This is a genomic window from Streptomyces panacea (genome assembly GCF_040560175.1).
Taxonomy (GTDB): Bacteria; Actinomycetota; Actinomycetes; order Streptomycetales; family Streptomycetaceae; genus Streptomyces; species Streptomyces panacea.
Map to the genome: position 1 here is coordinate 1 of NZ_JARJHW010000038.1, position 20,684 is coordinate 20,684.

Sequence of the window (20,684 nt, forward strand, 5' to 3'; positions counted from 1 at the left end):
AGCCCCACACCCCCGCGCCCGTCGAGGCCGACGCCGACGCCGCGACCGGCCCCGATGCCGATCTCGATGCCGTACGGGCCCGCTACCGCGCCGAGCGCGACCGCCGGATCCGGCCCGAGGGCAACACCCAGTACCGGCGTACCGAGGGCGAGTTCGGTTACTACGCCGACGACCCTTACGCGGCAACGGAGTCCGACCGCGAGCCGCTGACCGACCGGGTCGAAGTCGCCGTCATCGGGGGCGGGTTCGGCGGGCTGCTCGCCGGAGCGCGGCTGCGTCGGGCCGGTGTGGAGTCGATCCGGGTGATCGAGAAGGGCGGCGACTTCGGCGGGACCTGGTACTGGAACCGGTATCCCGGGATCCACTGCGACATCGAGTCGTACATCTACATGCCGCTGCTGGAGGAGATCGGCTACGTCCCCAAGTGGAAGTACGCGCCCGGGGAGGAGATCCGGCAGCACGCGCAGGCGATCGGGCGCCACTTCGACCTGTACCGTGACGCCTGCTTCCAGACCCGGGTGACCGAACTGCGCTGGGACGACCGGGCGTTGGAGTGGATCGTCGGCACGGACCGCGGGGACCGCATGCGGGCGCGCCATGTGGTCATCTCCAGCGGGACACTGAGCCAGGCGAAGCTCCCCGGCATCCCCGGGATCGAGAACTTCAAGGGCCACACGTTCCACACGAGCCGCTGGGACTACGCCTACACGGGCGGCGACGCGGACGGGAATCTCCACCGGCTCGCCGACAAGCGCGTGGCCGTCATCGGCACCGGCGCGACGGCCATCCAGTGCGTGCCGCACCTCGGGGCCGACGCCGGGCATCTGTACGTGTTCCAGCGCACGCCGTCCTCGGTCGACGTACGCGGCAACCGGCCCACGGACCAGGGGTGGGCCGAGTCACTGACTCCGGGCTGGCAGCGGCGCCGCCGGGACAACTTCCTCACTCTCGTCACCGGTGGCCAGGTGGACGAGGACCTGGTCGCCGACGGCTGGACCACCAGCTCCGGGCTCCAGCAGAAGCTCATTCCGACCGGAGCCCACGCGGACCTGCCGCCCGGGGAGCGGGAACTGCTGGAGGAGGTCGTCGATCTCCGGAAGATGAACGAGATCCGCGCCCGGGTGGACACCGAGGTGACGGACCCGGCGACGGCGGAGACGCTCAAGCCCTGGTACCGCTACATGTGCAAGCGGCCCACGTTCAGCGATCACTACCTCCAGACGTTCAACCGGCCCAACGTCAGCCTCGTCGACACCGCCGACAGCCACGGCGTCGAGCGGATCACTGAGAACGCGGTGGTGGTCGGCGGGACCGAGTACGAGGTCGACTGCGTCATCTTCGCGACCGGTTTCGCGGTCGGTGTCTCGGGGATCCTGTCCGGTCAGCTCCCGGTGTACGGCCGGGGCGGTGTCGCGCTTTCCGAGGCGTGGCGTCAGGGGCCGAAGACACTCCACGGGTTCTACAGCCACGGCTTCCCCAATCTGTTCCAGCTCGGTCCGCTTCAGAACGCCAGCGCCGTCAACTACGTGCACATCCTGGACGAACAGGCGGTTCATGTCGCCGAGGTCGTCGCCGAGGCACGCAGGCGTGAGGCTCCGTACATCGAGCCGACGGCCGAGGCCGAGGCGGCATGGGTGGCGACGATCCGTCAGAAGGCCCCGGACCTCTACGAGTTCCAGGCGGAGTGCACGCCCGGCTACTACAACAACGAGGGCAGGCCGAGGGAGCGGAGCGAGGCGTACGGCGAGGGCCCGGTCGCCTTCCACGCCCTGCTCAAGCACTGGCGCGAGGACGGCGGCATGAGCGAGGTCGTCGGGGCCGAGGAGAACGGATGAGCGGCGTGGACCACTTCAGCCGGTTCGACGGGGCCGGGTCACGGCGCCGTGCCACCAGCCGTCGCTGGGAGGCCCGGAGGCTCAACAGGCCCAGCCCGCTGTGGGGTTCGAACGGCGTCGCCTTCGGCCCCGACGGGCGTTTGTACGCCGCGCAGTTCCTCGCCGGGCAGATCAGCGCCGTGGACATCGCCACCGGGGAGGTGGAGACGGTGGTGCCGATGGACGGCCCGGTCCAATCACCGGACGATCTCGCCTTCGGGGCGGACGGCTCGATGTACATCGCCGACCTGGTGCCCGGCCGGGTCTGGCGCCGCAGCCCGGACGGGGCGTACACGCTCCTCTCCGAGGAGGTGAGGGTGCCGAACGGCATCACCTGCGTCGGCGACCGCCTGTTCGTCAACGAGATGAAGACCAACGGCCGTCTGCTGGAGCTGTTCCCGGACGGCGGCGAGCCGGTGGTGCTGACCGAGGGGCTGGCTCTCGGCAATGCCATGCAACTCGGGCCGGACGGCTGTCTGTACTACCCGCACATGCTGACCAACCAGGTCTGGCGCATCCCCGTCGACGGCGGCACACCGGAGATCGTGGCGGAGGAGGTGCACGATCCGGTCGCCGTCCGGTTCGACCGGGGCGGGGTCCTGCACGTCCTGTCGCGCGGCGCCGCCGGCATCGTGACCCGCGTCGACCTCCACGGCACCGGCTCCCGGTCGGTCGTCACCAGCGGCGTCGTCGGGCTGGACAACGCGGCGTTCGACGCCGAGAACCGCATGTTCGTCTCCAGCTTCGCCGACGGCGGTGTCACGGAGATGCACCCCGACGGCCGCACGCGGGACATCGTGCCGCGCGGATTCGTCGGTCCGTACGGGGTGACGATCGACCTCGGGGGCACGGTCCACGCGGCGGACCACTACCGACTCGCGAGCCCCGAGAGCGCGGGGCGGGGCGAGCGGGACGCCGAGACGGGCGGGGACCGGCCCGGAGGTGCGATCACGCACGAGCTGCTGCACTTCTGCCACGGGATCACCGCCGACGACGGGCTGCTGCACCTCACCTCGCAGTACGGCGCCGTCCAGACGTACGACCCCGAGACCAGGTCGACGCGCGTCCGGGCCACCGGACTCGACCAGCCGCTGGGCATCACCGTACGGGCGGACGGCGCGCTGATCGTCGCCGAGGCGGGCGCCGGCCGCGTGCTGGCCATCGACGAGGCGGACACCGTGACCGTGCTGGCCGAAGGGCTCGGGCACCCCGTGGACGTCGCCCTCGACAGCGAGCAGCGCTGCTACGTCAGCGACGACCGGCTCGGCGCCGTGCTGCGCGTCGACGGTGACCGCACGGTGACCGTCGCGGAGGGTCTCGGCGCGCCGCAGGGGCTGGTGATCCGGGGCACGGAGCTGTTCACCGTGGACGCCGAGCACCGCACCCTGCGGGCCGTGTCCCTGATCACCGGGGAGAGTAGGGTCGACGTCGAGGATCTGGCGGTCGGTCCGCCGCCCGGCGTGAGCGCTCGCGCCGAAGTGGCCCTGTTCGCCCATGGGATGCCCGGCTCGCCGGGCCTCTTCGCGGGTCTCGCGGCGGCTCCGGACGGCTCTCTCCTCCTCTCCGCCAACGGCGAAGGGTCACTTGTGCGGCTGTCCCCGGCGAGCCCGCCGGCCCCGGCCGCGCCGACCACCCGAACGACCGCTCCACCCACGAAGTGAGACGCCCATGACCACCGCTGTACACGGATCGTCCGTCGACATCCCCACTGCCGACGGAACGGCCGACGCCTATCTGGTCCACCCCGAATCCGCCGGCCCGCACCCGGCCGTCCTGCTCTACATGGACGCGTTCGGGCTGCGCCCGAGTCTCAGAGGCATGGCGGACCGCATCGCGGCGGAGGGCTACACCGTCCTGGTCCCCAACGTCCTCTACCGCGCGGGACGGGCCCCGGTCGTGGAACTGCCCGATTTCATCGGCGCCGACGAGCGCCCGAGGATCTTCCAGAGCCTGCTTCCCGCCGCGCGGTCGCTCACCCCGGAGTCGGCCGTACGGGACGCCGGCGCGTACCTCGACCGGCTGGCCGCCGACCCGCGTGCCAACGAAGGACCGATCGGCATCACCGGCTACTGCATGGGCGCAGGTCTGGCGCTGCGCACCGCCGCCGCGTACCCGGACCGCGTCGCGGCGATGGCCGGCTTCCACGGCGCGTATCTCGCCAGTGAGGCGCCCGACAGCCCGCACCTCGGCGCCGGCCGGATCACCGCCGAGCTCTACTTCGGCCACGCCGACCAGGACGCCACGCTTCCCCCGGAGCAGATCGACCGCCTCGAAAAGGCCCTCACCGACGGCGGTGTCCGCCACCACGCCGAGGTCTACGCGGGCGCCCACCACGGCTTCACGCAGGCGGACACCGCGTCGTACGACGCCGAGGCGGCGGAGCGGCACTGGACGGCCCTGCTGGATCTGCTGGGCCGCACCATCCGAACCGGCCGAGGGGGAGCTCTGTAACAGAAGCACGCGGTTGATCTTCGCAGTGCAACAGAGGCGCCGATCGGTCAACTGATCTGCCGCGTATGGCGTTTGATCATTCGAGGTCAACAACGACCAACGCCGAAAGGGCTCTCCCCCATGTCTCTGCGCCGCACCCGCCCCCGCACGCTCGCCGCCGTCGGATTCCTGGCCGCCGCCGGTCTGTTCCTCACCGCGTGCGGGCCCGAGGAGTCGTCCGCCGCTCCCACCGGCGGTTCCACGGCCGACGCCGGTGCCGACGCGAGCACGAAGCCCCCCGCCGATCCCACGGCCGACACCACGGCAGACACCGGTGACGACGCCGCGGCCGATCCCGGCGCCGTCGACAACCCCGATGAAGCCGGTGCCGACAACCGCGAGGACGGTACGGTCACCGGCCCCCTCACCTATCTGGCGCCGGGCAAGCTGGAGGTCGACGGCCGTCCCTTCTGGGTCGCCGAGGACACCGAGATCATCGGCGGCGAGATCTGCGGCGACCCGGAGACCCCGGAGGCGGAGACCTGCACCCCCGACGAGCTGGACGACTACGCCAAGGCCGGTGGCCCGGACGTCACCGTGACGATCAAGAAGGGCATCGCCGAGCGGGTCACTCAGGTCTCGTCGTAGCCGCCCGCCGCCGGGTGGGGGCCGCCACCCCCTCCCCGGGCTCCGTCCCCGGCGGCTCGACCCGGACGACGCGGCCGCTCGTCCTGGCCTCCTCGGCGGCCCACACCACCCGGTGCGTGGCCAGGCTCTCCTCGGCGGTGGACAGCAGCAGTGACCGGTCGCCGGTCGCGACGGCCGCGAGGAAGGCGGCCGTCAGCTCCTCGTCTCCGCCGCCGTGGCCGTCCTCCGCCGAGGCACCCGAGCCGGTGAGGGTGTCGATCGTCCACTCGGAACCGTCGCGGAAGTCGACGACCCGCAGGGTGTGTCCGTCACCGTCGACGAAGCCGTGTGTGCCGAGCAGTTGGGTACGACGCTGCTCCATGCGCGTGAAGGCGCTCATCGTGAACGAGCAGGTGGCGCCGGACGGGAACTCCATCGCCACCACCTGGTGGTCGACCACGTCGTTGTCGCACGCGTACACGCACCGCCCGTAGGGACCGGTCCGCAGCGCGTCCAGCACACCCTGTTCGGTGTGGTCGGAGGTCACCGCCGACAGCGGCCAGAACTCGGCGTCCGGGTCACCCAGGCAGCCGAGGTAGAGCCGTTTCGCCGAGTACGGGCAGACGGGTTCCAACGGGCAGTCGAGACAGCGAGCGGTCGCGCCGGGCGGGGTGTCCTCGGCGCGGAAGTGCGTCAGGCTCCCGAACGAGCTGACCCTGGCCGGGCTTTCGCCGATGACATGGATCAACCAGTCGATGTCGTGGCAGGACTTGGTGAGCAGCATGGGGGCCGAGGTGTCCTGGCGGCGCCAGTTGCCGCGTACGAAGGAGTGCGCGTGGTGCCACCAGCCGACGGGTTCGAGGTGCTGGACGCTGACGAGCCGGCCGATGAGCCCACCGTCCAGCAGCTCCTTGATGGCCCGGGTGTACGGGGTGTACCGCAGGACGTGGCAGACGGCCAGCATGACGCCGGCGTCGCGGGCCGCGTCCGTGATCGCGACGGTGTCGCTCTCGGTGGTCGCCATCGGCTTTTCGAGGAGCAGGTGGTAGCCGAGCCCGGCCAGTGCGACGGCGGGACCGGTGTGCTGCCGGTCCTGCGTGGCGATGACGGCAGCGTCGGCCAACCGCCGCCCCGTCGCGGCGAGTTCACTCGCGTCCCCGAACACCCGCTCGGGGGGCACCCCGAATTCGGCGGCCGCCGCGGCGCGCCGGCGGGGGTCGGGTTCGGCGACGGCCACCACCGTGCCCGCTCCCCCGGCCGACGCGTGCCGTGCGTAGGTCAGTCCGCGCAGACCGGCCCCGACGAGCGCCAGTGTCACGGGAGTTGTCGTCGCTCCGGTCATCTCGTTCTCCTTCCGCCTGAGTTGAGAGGACATCCGCCTCGGGATGTCAGAGAGTGGCCGGCTCCGACACCCCGGCCAGCAGCCTCAGCAGCCGCGCCACCTCCTGGGTCATCGCGTCGCGTCCCGGGCCCAGATAGCGGCGTGGATCGACGGTCGTCCGCCGCGCGGCGAGCCGGTCGCGTACCTCCGCCGTGAAGACGCCGTTGAGGTGCGTGGAGATGTTGATCTTGCGCATCCCGGCGTCGACCGCCGCCACCAGCGTGCTGTCGTCCACCCCCGACGAGCCGTGCAGCACCAGCGGGACGGGTACCACCGCGCGCAGCTCCGCGACGAGCGCGAGATCGAGCGCCGCCGTACGCCGGGTCATCCGGTGCGCGGTGCCGACGGCGACGGCGAGCGCGTCCACGCCTGTGTCGGCCACGAAGCGGGCCGCTTCGCCGGGGTCGGTCCGCACCCCCGGTACATGAGCGCCGTCCTTGCCGCCGACGGCGCCGAGTTCGGCCTCGACCCAGACGCCGTGGTCGTGGCACCGCGTGGTGATGGCGCGGGTACGGGAGAGGTTCTCGTCCCAGGGCAGTCGGGAACCGTCGTACATGACGGAGGTGAAGCCGCGCCGTACGGCCTCCTTGATCAGCTCCGGGTCGGTGGCATGGTCCAGATGGAGCGCGACCGGTACGCCGGCGGCGGCGATCGCCTCGTGCGCGGCGGCGGTGAGCGGGCCGAGCGTGCCGCGGTAGGCGGCGGCGTTCTCGCTGATCTGCACGATGACGGGGAGATCCGCCTCGGTGGCGCCCGCGAGGACGGCTTCGAGCTGTTCGAGGAGGGCGACGTTGAACGCGCCGACCCCCCGCGCGGCCCGGTCGACGAGGTCACCGGTGGGGATGAGGGGCATGGTTCCTGTTCCTGTGAGAGATGGATCGGCGCCGGTCAGAGCAGACCGGTCGCCCGGAGCGACGGCTGGAGCAGCTCGCCGTGCGCGCGCACCATGTCGTCGCACAGCTCCCAGATGCGTTCCACGGGCAGGGCGGCGGCGGTCGCCGGGTCCGCCATGGCGGCCTGGCGTACGGAGCGCGGGTCGTCCTCCAGGGCCGCCCTGACGACCAGGTCGTTCATGCTCAGATAGCCGCGGTTGAGCGCCGCGCACTGGGCGGGCAGCGCACCGATGCGGGTCGGCTGAACGCCCGACGCGTCGACCAAGCACGGCACTTCGACGGTCCCGGTCGCGGGGAGGTTGTCGATCAGGCCGTGGTTGGGGACGTTTCCGTAGACGGTCCGGGGGGTGCCGGTGACGATGCTGTGGATGACCTGGGGCGCGTACTCCATGGTGCCCTCGACATCGAGCGGGGAGCCGGCGGCGAGCGCGTCGCGGGTCTTCTCGTAGAGGGCGACGTTCTCGTCGACGATCCCGAGGTACGCGCCGACGGGCAGCCGCAGCCGCTCTATCTCGCTGTCGTGGTGCAGATACCAGGGCACGTACTCGGCGGAGTGCTCGCTCGTCTCGGTGGGGTAGTAGCCGAGGCGCCGGTACATGTCGACGCGTACGCGGCGCCTCAACTGGGGGTCGGCGGCGATGAGTTCGTCCAGCCGTGGGTAGAGGTCGGCGCCGTTGTGCTCGAACCGCAGCAGCCACGCCTGGTGGTTGACCCCGGCCGCGCGGTAAGTGACCTCCTCGTACGGCACGTCGAGCAGGTCGGACAGGTCGCGCAGCGTCCAGTAGACGGAGTGGCACAGACCCACGACCCGGGTCAGGCCGGTGGCGGCGGTGAGGTACTGGACGTTCATCGCCATGGGGTTGGTGTAGTTGAGCAGCCAGGCATCGGGGCACAGCTCCGCGATGTCCGCGCCGAGCGCCTTCAGCAGGGGGAAGGTGCGCAGCGCCCGGAAGATGCCGCCGATGCCGAGGGTGTCGCCGATGGTCTGGCGGACGCCGTGGCGGGCCGGTACGTCGAAGTCGGTACGGGTCGATCCGCCCATGCCGACCTGGACGATGTTGATGACGAACCGGGCGTCGGCCAGGGCTTCCCGGCGGTCCGCGTGCGCGGTGACGCGCGGAGTGGCGCCGCTGCGGGCGGCGATGTGGCGGGCGGCGCCGTGGGCGGTGGCGAGCCGCTGCGGGTCGATGTCGTGCAGGGCGATGTGGATGTCGCGGAGTTCGGTGAAGGCGAAGAGGTCCGTCAGGAGCCCTTGGGTGAAGACGACGCTTCCCGCGCCGATGAAGGCGATCTTGGTGGTGCTCATCAGAGGGTGGCTCCGTTGCGATGGGTGGTGGGGGCCGCGGCTGTGGGCGGCGTGGCGGAAGGCGGCCCGGCGAGTGCTTCGTGGGCCTCGTCCCAGGTGGGTTGGGCGGGGGTGCCGCCGTACGCGCGGGTCGACAACGCGCCGCAGACGGCGGCGAGTTCGAGCGCGTCGGCGGGTGAGTGTCCGGCCAGGACGGCGGCGACGAAGCCGGCGTCGAAGCTGTCGCCCGCGCCCACCGTGTCGAGGGGGCGGGCGGGGATGCCGGACGTACGGATCGTGGAGCGGCCGTTGTGGGCGAGCGCGCCGTCGGCGCCGTCCTTGACGACCACGAGCGGTCCGCGCGAGGCGAGTTGACCGGCGACCGTGTCGAGGGCCGCGTCCTCGGGCAGCCCGGCCAGCGCGCGGGCCTCCCGGGCGTTGGGCAGCAGGATGTCGGTGACGGCGAGCAGCGCGCCGAGGCCGAGCGAGCCGTCCCGGTCCCAGCTACCGGCGGGGTCGTCGTTGGTGTCGAGCGAGGTGGTGGCGCCCCGGTCGTGTGCCGTACGGAAGAGGCCGGGCAGCGCCTCGGCCAGCTGTGGCATCAGGAAGTACGAGGCGGCGTGCACATGGCGGGTGTCGCCGAGCAGCGCCTCGGGTACGTCGTCGGCGCGGGTGGCGGCGAGGGTGCCGGGCGCGGTGAGGATCGCACGGTCGCCGTCGCCGCGCGTCACGACGACGGTCAGCGGGGTCGACAGGCCGGGGTCGATCCGTACGGCGCCGGTGTCGACGCCGCGCGCGGCCAGCGCCGCCACGACGAACCGTCCGGCCTCGTCGTCCCCGACGCGTCCGGCGAAGGCGACCTTCAGCCCGAGCCGGGCGGCGCCGCAGGCCATGATCGCGGCGGAGCCGCCGAGCGTCAGCAGCCCGGTGCCGAGGAGTTGTTCGCGCTGGCCGAAGGCGAGGGGCGCGTCGAGTGGTCCGACGACGACGTCGGGGTTGGCGTCCCCGACGACCAGCAGATCGAAGTCGCGGGAGGCGTGGGAGGTACGGGAGTGGGGCGGGTGGGGCGAGTTGGGCGGCATCCGGCTTCCCTGAGGTGCGGAACGACGTGTGGAGAGATGGGCGCGGTGGTCCGGTCTCATCCCTTGAGTCCGGAGGAGGTGATGGACTGGATGAACGACTTCTGCGCCACGAGGAACGCGAGCAGCACCGGCAGCACGGTGATCACGTTGCCCGCCATGACGGCCGCCCACTTGGTGTGGTGCTGCCCCTGGAAGGTCGTGAGCCCGAGCTGCAACGTGTACTGCGTGTCGTGGTTGATGGCGATCAGCGGCCAGGTCAGGTCGTTCCAGGTGGTCAGGAAGGTCAGCACCGCCACGGTGCTCAGCGCGGGCCGCGACATCGGCAGGACGATGAGGAACAGCACCCGCAGCCGCGAGCAGCCGTCCATCCACGCGGCCTCCTCCAGCTCCCTCGGCAGGGAGAGGAAGAACTGCCGCAGCAGGAAGACCGCGAACGGCGTGACGAGGGACGGCACGATCAGCGCGCCCAGGGTGTCGATGAGGCCCAGTCGCTTCATGACGAGGAAGGTGGGCACCATCGTGAGCTGGAACGGGATCGCCATCGTGGCGAGCATCAGCCCCATCAGCAGCCGGGACCCGGCGAACCGCATCCGGGCGAACGCGTATCCGCCGAGGGCGCCGAACAGCAGGTTGGAGGCGACCGCGACGGCCGAGACGATCAGCGAGTTGGCGAACCAGCGCGGGAACATGGCGTTCCCGAGGACGTAGCGGTAGCCGCCGAGGTCGATGCCCGAGGGCCACAGGGCGGGCGGGAAGCGATTGATCTCGGCGTCGCTCATCACGGAGCTGAGCACCAGCCAGATCAGCGGGACCGCGAAGACCAGCGCGAGGGGCGCCAGCAGCAGATGCCAGGCGCTGAACGGCAGCCGGGCGAGTCCCCGTCGGGGTGGCGCGGCCGGTGCGGTGGTGGCCGGAGCGGTGGTGGCCGTCATGTGCCGGCTCCTTCGAGGCGTACGGGGGTCGCGGGGCTTGCGGAGCCTTCGGGGCTTTCGGAGCGCCGCTTCTCACGGCCCCGGACCAGCCGCAGGCCGACGGTGACCAGGCCCAGCGCCACCGCGAGCACATAGGCCGCCGCCGCGCCGTAACCGGCGGTGAAGTTCTTGAACGCCTGCTCCCAGATGAAGTAGACGATCACGGTGGTGGACCCGAGCGGCCCGCCCTTGGTCGTCACGTACACCAGGTCGAAGACCTGAAGGGCGTTGATGGTCTGCCACACCAGCAGGAACACGCTCACGGGTGCCATGGCGGGCAGGGTGACGTGCCGAAGGAGCTGCCACCGCCCGGCGCCGTCCAGCCGCGCCGCCTCGATCAGGGACGGCTGGACGTCCTGAAGCGCCGCGAGGTAGACGACGACGCAGAAGCCGGTACCGCTCCACAGCGATATCGCGACCAGGACGAGAAGGGCCTGGCCGGGGTCGGTGAGAAAGCCCTGGGCGGAGATGCCGAGCTTGTTCAGTACGGAGTTGGCGGCGCCGAACTCCGGGTCGAGGATGAAGGAGAACAGCACGCCCTGGGCCGTGGCCGAGATGACGAACGGCACGAAGATCAGGGTCCGGTAGAGCCCCACGAGCCGGATGCGCCGGTTCAGTACGAGGGCGAGCGCCAGTCCGAGACCGATGCTGAGCGGCACGTACAGCACCGTGTAGAGCAGGGTGTTCCGCACGGCCTGGCTGAAGTTCGGGTCCTGGCTGAGCGCGCGGTAGTTGTCGAGTCCGACCCAGCGGCTGGGGGTGACCAGGTCGGCGGCCTGGAAGGAGAGCAGGACGGACCAGGCGACGGGGATGACGCTCAGCCCGAGGATGATCAGGACGGCGGGGGTGATGAACGCCCAGGCGGTCGCGGTCTCGCCACGGCGCAGCCGTGAGCGGCGGCGCCGGCCGGCGGCCGGTGCGACCGGTCGGCCGGGTTCCCGCGCACCCGTACGGTCCGGGCGGTCCCGGTCCCGGTCGCGGCGTCCGTCCCGGCGTCCGTCCCGCGCCGGGAGCGTGAGCGGTGTGGGCAGTCTCGGCATGGTGGTTCTCCTCAACGCGGGATGAGCAGCGCGGCGTCGGCCGTACGGGCGCATCGGCGCAGTGCGTCGGCGGGGCTGGATCTGCCGAGCAGTACGGCGGCGATCGCCTGGCCGAGTGCCTGCGAGATCTGCGGATACGCGGGGTGCGCGGGTCGTACGCGCGCGGTCTCCAGGGCCCGCGTGAACACCGCGAGCCCCTCCGTCTCGGCGTCCTGGGCCTGCCAGGCGGGCAGTGCCTGGGTCCGCCGGCTGAGCGGCAGGCTGCCGGCCTCGATGTCCCAGCGCACGTCCTGGGCGGGCTGCGCCAGCCAGGTCACGAAGGTACGGGCGGCCCGCACCCGGGCCGGGCCGTTGTCGAAGACGGTCCAGGTGTCGGGTCCGGAGATGGTCATCGGTTCGCGGCTGTAGCTGGGCAGCGGGACGACGTGGTAGTCGATCCCCGCGTCGCGGATGTCGGGGAGCTGCCACGGTCCGGTGACGACCATGCCCATGCGTCCGGAGAGGAAGACCTGGTACATCTGCTCGCTGCCGGGTTTGGGGTCGACGTACACGCTCTTGGCCCGCGCGAGTGCGGCCACGGTCTCCAGTGCCCGTACGCCGGTCTTGGCGAAGCCGATCGACCGTCCGTCCGGCGCGACGACGTCACCACCCAGGTCCCACACCATGGGCCACAGCCGCCACACGGTGTCCTCGTCCCCCACTCCCGGCCAGCCGGTGCCGAAGACGCCCCGCTTCCGGTCGGTGAGCCGGGCGGCCGTGTCGGTGAACTCCTGCCAGGTCCAGCCGGCTCGGGGCAGGGGCAGACCGGCTTCGCGGAAGATCTTCTTGTCGCACACGACGGCGAGCGAGTCGAGCAGGGCGGGGGCCGCCCGTACCTGGCCGTTGACGGTGACGGCCTCGCGCGCCGGCGCCCAGTAGTCGCTCCACGGGGTGGGTCCGGAGCGGACCGTCTCGGACAGGTCCACCACCGAGGGGCTGCGCGCGACGCTGGAGAGGTCCGAGCCGAAGATGTACGCGATGTCGGGGAAGGAGCCGGACGCGAGCGCCGCGGTGATCTTCTGGAGCATCGCGTCGGAGAGGACACCGCCGCCCGGGTCGACGCGGATCTTGGGGTGGGTCCGGTTGAAGTCCCCGACCAGTGCCTCGATCGCGGCGCGGCCGGTGTCGTTCTGCCCGTGCCACAGCTCGATCGTGACGCGGCCGTCGGCGTCGACGCCGTCGGAGGCGCCCCCGGCGCAGCCCGTCAGGGCGGCCGACGCGGCGGCGCCGAGCGCAAGTCCGGAGCCCTGGCGCAGAATCCCGCGGCGGGATGTGCGGCGCGGTATACGGGGGTCGGCGGCCATGTGTACCTCCATGCTCCGTGCTTCGAGCTTCGAGCTTCGAGCTTCGAGCTTTCGTGAACGACGGTGGGCGCGACGGCGACAGCGCTCCGGGAGAAGGGGTGCGGACCCGGCCGGGTGCGGTCGCGTACGGCGGTGGCGCACCGGGCCGGGGTGAAGTGCCCCGCGTGGAAGGGCGGACGAGCGACGCGGTCAGCAGGTCTGGCGGAGGTAGCCGCTGCTGCCGGCGGGCCGGACGTCGACGTCGCGGCGGACGATGCTGAGCCTGTCCCGCCAGCCCGCGCACGCGGTCGCGAGCCCCTTGGACGTGTACTCGATGACGATCACGTTGTCACCGAAGTACTCGGTGAAGGCGTCGCACTCCTCGTACTGCCCGCACTCCTCGACGACGGCGAAGTCGAGCCCGGTGTCGTCGCGGAACTCGGCGAGGTCGGCGGTGTTCTTCTGGCCGATCGCCAGGCCCTTGTCGTGCGCGTGCCGGGAGAGCAGGGTGATGAAGGCCCTGGCGGCGGAGGAGCCGAACTGGCCCCGGCTGCGCTCGTAACTGTCGTAGTTGTCGGGCTCCACGGCCTGGAAACCGCTGCCGGCGCAGCCGTCGATCCAGCCGTTCACCTTGGCCGCGATACGGTCCCGCTTGCCCGCGGTGCTGACGTCCAGGATGGCCTCGTCCCACTCCTCGTCGATGATGACGTCGCCGTTGGCGTCGCGGAGCAGCAGGTCGGGCGCCCACTCGTCGAGTTCGTCGGGCTGGACCTGGAAGGCGTTGACGTAACAGATGTTGTAGAGCCCGGCCGCCGGTGGGTCCTCGCGGTCACGGCTGACCACGCTCACCCCGGCGGGCGGCGTGTACGCGCCGCCGATCTGGTAGTCGAATCCGGCGTGGACCGGTGGGAGGGGCGCGGCGGCGGCCGAGGCGCCCGCGGAGGACGAGGCGAGGAGGGGGGTGATCAACGCTGCCGTGAGGGCCGCCACCGCGGTGAGGAACCGGCGGGAACGGACACGTGTGATGCTCACAGTCGAGCTCCAGAAACATGGAGGGTACGTCCCCGCCTCGGACCCTGGAGCGATCCTGGCGACTCTGTCCGGGCTTGCGGGCCCCATGGGCCCGTCCACCGGCTAGGCGTACCTCTGGCGCCGTGTGCTCAGCTCTGCTGGCTCAGCTGCGGCGTTGCGAGGAGTAAAGCGAGCGGACCTCCCCGTGTCAACAGACCGCGACGTGGACCGCGGTGTGGGCCGCGACATGGACCGCGACATGGGTCGCGCCGACGCGGGCGGCCACACCCCGTCCCGGTCACCGTTCCTCGGTGACCGGGTGAGGGGCGCGGTCGAGTCGCGGGCGGGCCGCTACCAGGTGGGCATGATCCCCTCGGGGTAGCGGGATCCCGCCGCTCCGCGCGGCAGGATCCGCCGGACGCGCGCGAGGTCCGCCGCCGAGAGTGCGACATGAGCCGACGCGGTGTTCTCGGCGACGCGCAGCGGGTCACGGGTCCCCGGGATCGGCACGATGTCGTCGCCCCCGGCCAGCAGCCAGGCGAGCGCGAGTTGGGTGACCGTGATGCCCAACTCGCCTGCGAGTGCCTTCAGTTCGCCGATCGCGGCGAGGTTCTTCTCGTAGTTGCCGGGCTGCCAGCGGTCGTCCCAGCTGCGCATGTCGTCGGCGGGGTACTCCGTGGCCGGCTTCACCGCGCCGGTGAGGAAGCCCCTGCCGAGCGGGGAGTACGGCACGAAGCCGATGCCCAACTCCCGTACCACCGGCAGTACATCGGCCTCCACGGCACGCTCGAAGACCGAGTACTCCGTCTGGAGCACGGACACCGGGTGGACGGCGTGCGCGCGCCGGATGATGTCGGGTCCCGCCTCGCTCAGTCCGAGGTAACGCACCTTGCCTTCGGCGATCAGCTCGCCGACCGCTCCCGCCACCTCCTCGATCGGGACATCCGGGTCCACGCGGTGCTGGTACAGCACATCGATGTGATCGGTGCCGAGGTGGCGAAGGCTGTTCTCGGTGACCTCGCGGATATGTTCCGGCCGGCTGTCCAGTACGGTTCCGATCCGCTCCGGATCACTCAGGTCGTAGCCGAACTTGGTGGCGATCACGATGTCGTCGCGGAAACCCTTCACCGCGCGGCCGAGCAACCGCTCGTTGCTGCCGGTGCCCATGCCGTACAGCTCGGCGGTGTCGAAGAGAGTCACGCCGAGTTCGTACGCCCTGCGGATGGCGGCCGTGCCGCCGGGCTCGTCGCCGGCGCCGTACGCCATGGTCATGCCCATCGTGCCGAGACCGATCGCCCCGACCTGGAGGCCCTGGGTGCCGAGGGTGCGTCGCGGAAGGTTCTCACCGTGCTGTGTCATACCTCCGAGGCTAGTGACGGCGCCCCGGAAGATCATGGGGCGCGGGCCGCGTAGGATTGCCTGATCCTCTCACCAAGGAGTGCGTGCCATGTTGGAGCAGTTGGACCGGCTCGCGGCGGCCGTGGCCCTGCACAGCGACGGGCTGTGGAGTGACAGCGCCGTGCCACGGCAGGTCCTGGTCGCGATCGATGAGCCCGTCGCCCCCACCGACCTGCTGTACGAGCCGATGATCTGCTTCATCGCCGAGGGGGCCAAGGGAGCGACAGCGGGCGAGCGGAGCTGGGTGACCGGGCGCGGTGAGATGTTCTTGAACCCGCTCGTACTGCCGGTCACCGCCACGTTCCACCAGGTGCCGTACCGCTCGACGGTGCTGCGGCTCGACGGGCGGGTGCTCACCGATCTCCTGCTGGAACTCGACGGCGCGGAGCCCCGTACCCCGCCCGGTACGGACGGACGTATCACCGCCCCGATGACGCCGGACATCGTCGACGCCGTCACCCGGTGGGTGCGGCTGCTGGACAGTCCGGACGACATCCGCCCGCTGGCGGCCCGGTTCGAGGCCGAGATCCTGTACCGGCTGCTGGGCAGCCCGCTCGGTCCGACGCTGCGTCGGTTCACGTCGGCCGATTCCGGTACGGCCCGGATGCGCGTCGCCGCCGCGTGGATCGCCGCGCACTACACCGAGCCGCTGAGCGTCGACACGATCGCGGAAGTCGCGCACATGAGCACCGCCACCCTCCACCGCCACTTCAAGGCCGCCACCGGAATGAGCCCGCTGCGCTTCCAGAAACAGCTCCGACTACAGGAGGCGCGACGGCGATTGGTCGCCGGCGACACCACGGCGGCGCTGGTCGCGGAAGCGGTCGGGTATGTGAGCGCGACGCAGTTCAACCGGGAGTACCGGCGCGTCTACGGCCTGCCGCCCGCCACGGACGCGGCTCGCCTGCGCGGCCGGCTGGCGGGTGCCCGGCAGTCGTGAGGATCCCGGTGGGGCCGGAGAAAAAGATCTGGCAGATCGGGGCCAGGAGCGCTATGGTCACCGCGATGACTACCTACCCCGCTCGCAGATTGGGGGCCCCGTCCGCGCAAGGTGAGTGCTGATGCTCACTGGGACCGCGAACGGAACCTCCCGCTTTTCCTTCTGGCCGCGCGTGCGTGAGTTCGCCGTGCCGCCGTCCATGATCGAGACTGCGACCGCCCGCCGCCACGTCGGCGACTGGGCGGGGGCGTGCGCCGCCGCAGGCATCGACATCGATTTCAATCCGCGTTCCGTGGCCCACACCCACGGCCGCGAACTCCTGGCCCAACTCCGGGCCGATCTCCGCCGGCTGGCACCTGACCTGCTGCGCTGGCACCTGCCGAGGATCGCTCCCGACGGCCTGCTGCGACCAGGTCTGACCGTCGCCCTGGCCCGGTACGAGGGCGGCGCGGGGCGTGCCGGCGCGGGCCCTGTGCACCTCGTGGTCCGGACTCCGCCCGCCTGGGCGGATGCCGGGCAGCGGATCAGCCTCGCGCTGTGGGACGGGTCCCTCGCCGATGCCGGCGCACGCCGTCATCCGCATCCCCATCCCGACCGGCGGTTCCGGCTCGACCTGCACCGCCATCTGTGGGACGCGCGCAGGACCGGGGATCTCGCGATACGGGCCGGTGCCACCGGCACCGACTCGCCTTCCCACGAGGGCCGTTCGTCGCTGGACCCGGCCGTTCTGGAGAGGGTGCCGCCGGAGCGTCGCTGCGCCGTCGACCGGTGGGCGGCCGAGGCCGAGATCCTGCTCCGGGCCGAGGGGCGGTCCACCGGTCCCGTCGCCGTACGGCTCGGGGCCCGGCGGCGGCTGGACCTGGAACTGGTCGCGGACGAGGACGGCGCCGGGCCGCCCACCCTGCGGATCGCGGCGCCGGAGAGCACCGGCGCGGCCTCCGCGCCACCGCTGCTGCTGCCCGACGCGGCGACCTGGGTACTGCCCGACCTGGACCTGCTCCGCGCCGGTGCGATCGAGGTCGACCGGTTGCACCCGCTGGTCGCCTCGGCACTCGTACCGGACCACCCGCCGTCGCCCGGTCCGTCCCGGACCCCGGAACCGGGGGGAGCGCCACGCCTCGTGGAGTGCCGGGGAGCACGGCACCGGATCGGCCTGGTCGACGGGGTGCTGGCGCCGCTGGACCACGACCCGGCCGAGATCCGGCGGGAGGAGTTGCTGGCCGCTCTGACCGGTACCCCCCTCGCCTGTCTGCGGGCGATCGACGAGGCGCACCGGAGTCCGGACTGCCTCCCCGGTGTCCGTGAACGCCTCGACCACGGCGACGCCGCCGGCGCGCTGGCCGTCGTCGAGGGCCTGTTGGGCCCCGACGCGCTGCTGCGCGACGGCACTCTCTGGGACGAGCTGGAGGCCGCCGCGCGACGGCGGATCGTCCACGGCCTGTTCCGGGCGGGGATGGTCGGGCCCGGACCGACGTCCGGCCGCAACCTGCCGCACGGCCTCCGTCCTCGTGGTCTGCGCTCGCACCCGCGTGAGATGTCCACTCGCTGACGCGAGGCCGATCGGCCCGGGGATCTCCGTCCCCACGTTCACCCTGCCCGCCGAGCTCTCCCTGCCTTTCGGGCGCTTTCAAGACCCTCAGCCCTTCAGCCCTTTCAAGCTTTCGACGAACCCAAAGGTGATGCCACTTGTCCACGTGCGCCCCGCTCGCGCCCACCGACGCCCCTTCCTCCCAACTCGACGTGGCCGGGGACCTGTTGGCGCTGCTCCGCGATACGACCACCGAGCCGCGTACCGACACCCAGTTGGAGGCCCTGACCCTGGCCGTCGCCGCCGACCTGCCCGTACTCCTGTGGGGTGAGCCGGGGATCGGCAAGACCGCCGCCCTGACCCAGCTCGCCGCGTCGCTGGACCTTCCGCTGACCACGGTGATCGCCAGCGTGCACGAGCCCTCCGACTTCGCGGGCCTGCCCGTCGTCGGGGACGATCCCGCCGAGCAGGGTGTCCCGATGGCCCCGCCGGACTGGGCGGTCCGACTCGTACGGGCGGGGCGCGGGCTGCTGTTCCTGGACGAGTTGTCCACCGCGCCGCCGGCCGTTCAGGCCGCCCTGCTGCGTCTCGTACTCGAACGGCGGATCGGCGCCCTCCAACTGCCGCCCGACGTAAGGATCGTGGCCGCCGCCAATCCGCGTTCCTCGGCGGCCGACGGGTGGGAGCTGAGCCCGCCGCTGGCGAACCGGTTCGTCCATCTTCAGTGGATCCACGACCACGAGGTGGTGGTCCGCGGCCTCGGTGGGACGTGGCCGCGGGCGACCCTGCCACGGCTCGACCCGCGGCGGTTGCCGGAGGCGGTGGACTTCGCCCGCCGGGCCGTGTGCGGGCTGCTCGCCGCGCGCGCCGGGCTCGTACACCGGCTCCCCGGCAACGAGACCCGGCAGGGCGGCCCTTGGCCGTCACCCCGAAGCTGGGAGATGACACTGCGCCTGATCGCTTTCGCGACCGCGTCCGGCTCCTCGCGAGACGTACTGTCGCTGCTGGTGAGGGGCACTGTCGGGGACGGTCCGGGGCTGGAACTGCTGGCCAGTCTGGACCGGATGGACCTCCCGGACCCCGAGACGCTTCTCGCCGATCCGGCAGGCGCCGTCCTGCCCCAGCGGGGCGACCTGCGCCAGGCCGTGCTCGACGGTGTGGTGCGGGCGGTCCGCGAGCGCCCGGAGAAGTCCCGCTGGGACGCGGCGTGGGCGCTGCTGGTCCGGGCGATGGAGACCGGGGCACCGGACCTGGTGGTCGTCCCCGCGACCACGCTCGCCTCGCTGCGGCAGGAGGAGTGGGACGTTCCGGCGTCGATCGACCGGCTCGCCGGGGCGGTGTCCCTCTCCCGGCGAGCGGATCGCGCGGCGTCCCGCGCCGCGTCCGTCGCCGGGGCCGGCCGATGATCCAGGAAGTCGACACCGACACCGCTACCGGCACGGACGGGGGCGCGGACGGGCTCCCGGGCGGGAACGCTGACGCGGATCGACCGGGGAGGCTGGACCTCGACAAGCTGTTCGCCGCCCGGCTGCACGCCGTTCGGGTCCGGCCCTTCATGGCGACGGCGCTGTTCGCGCTGCACGTGGTGGAGTCACGGCGGGTGCCGACGATGGCCGTCGACCGGCACTGGCGGTGTTACGTCTCGCCGATGTTCGTGGCCCGGACGCCGGTGGAGGAGCTGGCCGGGGTCTGGGTGCACGAGGTGTCGCATCTGCTCCGCGACCACCACGGGCGCGGTGACCGGGTCGCGCGGGCGCGCGGGCTGACCGGCCCGGGGGAACGGCTGCGGATGAACATCGCGGCGGACTGCGAGATCAACGACGACGCGTTCGGTGACGGGCTGGTCCTGCCCCAGGACGCCGTCCGGCCAGGGCTGTTGGGGCTCCACGACGGGGAGCTGATGGAGGACTACCTGCGGCAGTTCCGGCTCGGACCGTACACACAGGGCATGGTCTGGCTGGACTGCGGCAGTGGCGCCGACGGCCTGGAACGGGGGTGGGACCTCGGACCGGGCGGCTCGCACGGCCTCAGCGAGCAGGAACGGGACGCCGTCCGGTTCCGGGTGGCGCAGGGCATCAAGGCCCGCCCGGGGAACACCCCGGAGGGGTGGCAGCGGTGGGCGGAGGAGGCGTTCCACGCGCCGCAGCCGTGGCGGGAGTTGCTGGGCGCGGCGGTCCGCTCGGCGACCACCGGCTCCGGAGCGGGCGAGGACTACACGTACGGCCGGCCGTCGCGGCGCTCGGCCGGGGTGCCCGGCGCCGTACTGCCCAGCCTGCGGCGCCGGCCGCCCCGGGTCGCGGTCATCATCGACACGTCCGGGTCGGTCAGCGACTCGGAGCTCGGCAGCGCGCTCCACGAGGTCGCCGCCATCTCCCGTGCCGTGGGCGGCCGTCGGGACCTGATCAGCGTGCTGCCGTGCGACGCGGCGTCCGAGATCGTCCACCCGCTGTGCCGGGCCGCCGGAATTCCCCTGGTGGGCGGTGGGGGTACGGATCTGCGTACGGGCTTCGCCAGGGCGCTCCGGAAGGGGCCGCGACCGGATGTCATCGTGGTCCTGACCGACGGGCAGACCCCCTGGCCCGACGCCCGGCCATCGTGCCGGACGGTGGTGGGCCTGTTCGACCGGTCCTCCGGTTCGTGGAACGAGGACGATCCCGACTACGTACCGGAGTCGCCGCCCGCGTGGGCGCGCGTGGTCTCCATCGGACAGGCGCCCGCCGCGCGGTGAGCGCTCGCGGGACGACACGACGGCGCTCGGCCCGGACGTCCTCCCGACCGGGAGGACGAACCGCGCTCACGCCGCCATGTCCTCGATCGCCCGCCCGATGAGGCGGGTCCGCCGCGCCGCCTCTCCCACCCTGCCGTACCGTCCGGCCCGGTGGACGTGACGTCCGCCGGGCCG

The 20,684-nt window shown here is 72.1% G+C and carries 18 protein-coding genes; 9 read left to right on the top strand and 9 right to left on the bottom strand.

The annotated features are described in order from the left end of the window. The 4 genes from P3L51_RS12200 to P3L51_RS12215 all read left to right on the top strand — a co-directional run. On the top strand, window positions 1–1,835 hold a 1,835-nt coding region (locus P3L51_RS12200), incomplete at its 5' end, for a flavin-containing monooxygenase (protein WP_435594437.1). After that, window positions 1,832–3,535 (top strand): hypothetical protein, encoded by a 1,704-nt coding sequence (locus P3L51_RS12205; RefSeq protein WP_354605164.1) that lies wholly within the window; start codon window positions 1,832–1,834, stop codon window positions 3,533–3,535. The genes P3L51_RS12200 and P3L51_RS12205, both read left to right, overlap by 4 nt. A 7-nt stretch (window positions 3,536–3,542) precedes the next feature. Further along, window positions 3,543–4,325: a dienelactone hydrolase family protein gene (locus tag P3L51_RS12210; RefSeq protein WP_354605165.1), complete on the top strand. Its 783-nt coding sequence runs from the start codon at window positions 3,543–3,545 to the stop codon at window positions 4,323–4,325. Between the two features lie 120 nt (window positions 4,326–4,445). After that, on the top strand, window positions 4,446–4,952 hold the full coding sequence (locus P3L51_RS12215; protein WP_354605166.1) for a hypothetical protein: 507 nt from the start codon (window positions 4,446–4,448) through the stop codon (window positions 4,950–4,952). On the opposite strand, the gene P3L51_RS12220 is transcribed toward P3L51_RS12215, so the two are convergent. From P3L51_RS12220 to P3L51_RS12255, 8 genes are all read right to left on the bottom strand, one after another. Then, window positions 4,933–6,273, bottom strand: coding sequence for a Gfo/Idh/MocA family protein (locus P3L51_RS12220; protein ID WP_354605167.1), 1,341 nt, complete (start codon window positions 6,271–6,273; stop codon window positions 4,933–4,935). The genes P3L51_RS12215 and P3L51_RS12220 overlap by 20 nt on opposite strands. A 46-nt stretch (window positions 6,274–6,319) precedes the next feature. Beyond that, entirely contained in the window at window positions 6,320–7,165 is an 846-nt protein-coding gene (locus P3L51_RS12225; RefSeq protein WP_354605168.1) for a class II fructose-bisphosphate aldolase, read from the bottom strand. A 35-nt stretch (window positions 7,166–7,200) separates the two neighbouring features. Then, window positions 7,201–8,511 (bottom strand): alpha-glucosidase/alpha-galactosidase, encoded by a 1,311-nt coding sequence (locus P3L51_RS12230; protein ID WP_354605169.1) that lies wholly within the window; start codon window positions 8,509–8,511, stop codon window positions 7,201–7,203. After that, window positions 8,511–9,572: a carbohydrate kinase family protein gene (locus P3L51_RS12235; RefSeq protein WP_354605170.1), complete on the bottom strand. Its 1,062-nt coding sequence runs from the start codon at window positions 9,570–9,572 to the stop codon at window positions 8,511–8,513. The genes P3L51_RS12230 and P3L51_RS12235 overlap by 1 nt, the downstream gene beginning before the upstream one ends. A gap of 56 nt (window positions 9,573–9,628) precedes the next feature. Further along, window positions 9,629–10,504: a carbohydrate ABC transporter permease gene (locus tag P3L51_RS12240; RefSeq protein ID WP_354605171.1), complete on the bottom strand. Its 876-nt coding sequence runs from the start codon at window positions 10,502–10,504 to the stop codon at window positions 9,629–9,631. Beyond that, window positions 10,501–11,583, bottom strand: a complete 1,083-nt coding sequence (locus P3L51_RS12245; RefSeq protein WP_354605172.1) for a carbohydrate ABC transporter permease — start codon at window positions 11,581–11,583, stop codon at window positions 10,501–10,503. The genes P3L51_RS12240 and P3L51_RS12245 overlap by 4 nt, the downstream gene beginning before the upstream one ends. Window positions 11,584–11,594: 11 nt before the next feature. Further along, complete coding sequence (locus tag P3L51_RS12250) at window positions 11,595–12,926, bottom strand: ABC transporter substrate-binding protein (RefSeq protein ID WP_354605173.1); 1,332 nt, start codon at window positions 12,924–12,926, stop codon at window positions 11,595–11,597. Window positions 12,927–13,115: 189 nt separating this feature from the next. Beyond that, on the bottom strand, window positions 13,116–13,937 hold the full coding sequence (locus P3L51_RS12255) for an endo alpha-1,4 polygalactosaminidase (protein WP_354605174.1): 822 nt from the start codon (window positions 13,935–13,937) through the stop codon (window positions 13,116–13,118). A 184-nt stretch (window positions 13,938–14,121) separates the two neighbouring features. On the opposite strand from P3L51_RS12255, the gene P3L51_RS12260 reads away from it, so the two are divergent. After that, window positions 14,122–14,298 (top strand): hypothetical protein, encoded by a 177-nt coding sequence (locus P3L51_RS12260; protein WP_354605175.1) that lies wholly within the window; start codon window positions 14,122–14,124, stop codon window positions 14,296–14,298. Here the strand turns inward: P3L51_RS12260 and P3L51_RS12265 are convergent. Then, window positions 14,268–15,275, bottom strand: coding sequence for an aldo/keto reductase (locus tag P3L51_RS12265; protein ID WP_354605176.1), 1,008 nt, complete (start codon window positions 15,273–15,275; stop codon window positions 14,268–14,270). The two genes, P3L51_RS12260 and P3L51_RS12265, sit on opposite strands and share 31 nt — an antisense overlap. An 88-nt stretch (window positions 15,276–15,363) precedes the next feature. Between P3L51_RS12265 and P3L51_RS12270 the strand changes: the two genes are divergently transcribed. The 4 genes from P3L51_RS12270 (at window position 15,364) to P3L51_RS12285 (ending at window position 20,510) form a co-directional block, all read left to right on the top strand. Next, window positions 15,364–16,254, top strand: a complete 891-nt coding sequence (locus P3L51_RS12270; RefSeq protein WP_354605177.1) for an AraC family transcriptional regulator — start codon at window positions 15,364–15,366, stop codon at window positions 16,252–16,254. Between the two features lie 121 nt (window positions 16,255–16,375). Beyond that, window positions 16,376–17,803 carry a hypothetical protein gene (locus tag P3L51_RS12275; RefSeq protein ID WP_354605178.1) on the top strand — a complete coding sequence of 476 codons (1,428 nt, stop codon included), beginning with the start codon at window positions 16,376–16,378 and terminating at the stop codon, window positions 17,801–17,803. A 137-nt stretch (window positions 17,804–17,940) separates the two neighbouring features. After that, window positions 17,941–19,188 carry an AAA family ATPase gene (locus P3L51_RS12280; RefSeq protein ID WP_354605179.1) on the top strand — a complete coding sequence of 416 codons (1,248 nt, stop codon included), beginning with the start codon at window positions 17,941–17,943 and terminating at the stop codon, window positions 19,186–19,188. After that, window positions 19,185–20,510, top strand: a complete 1,326-nt coding sequence (locus P3L51_RS12285; protein ID WP_354605180.1) for a vWA domain-containing protein — start codon at window positions 19,185–19,187, stop codon at window positions 20,508–20,510. The genes P3L51_RS12280 and P3L51_RS12285 overlap by 4 nt, the downstream gene beginning before the upstream one ends. The last annotated feature ends 174 nt before the right edge of the window (window positions 20,511–20,684 follow it).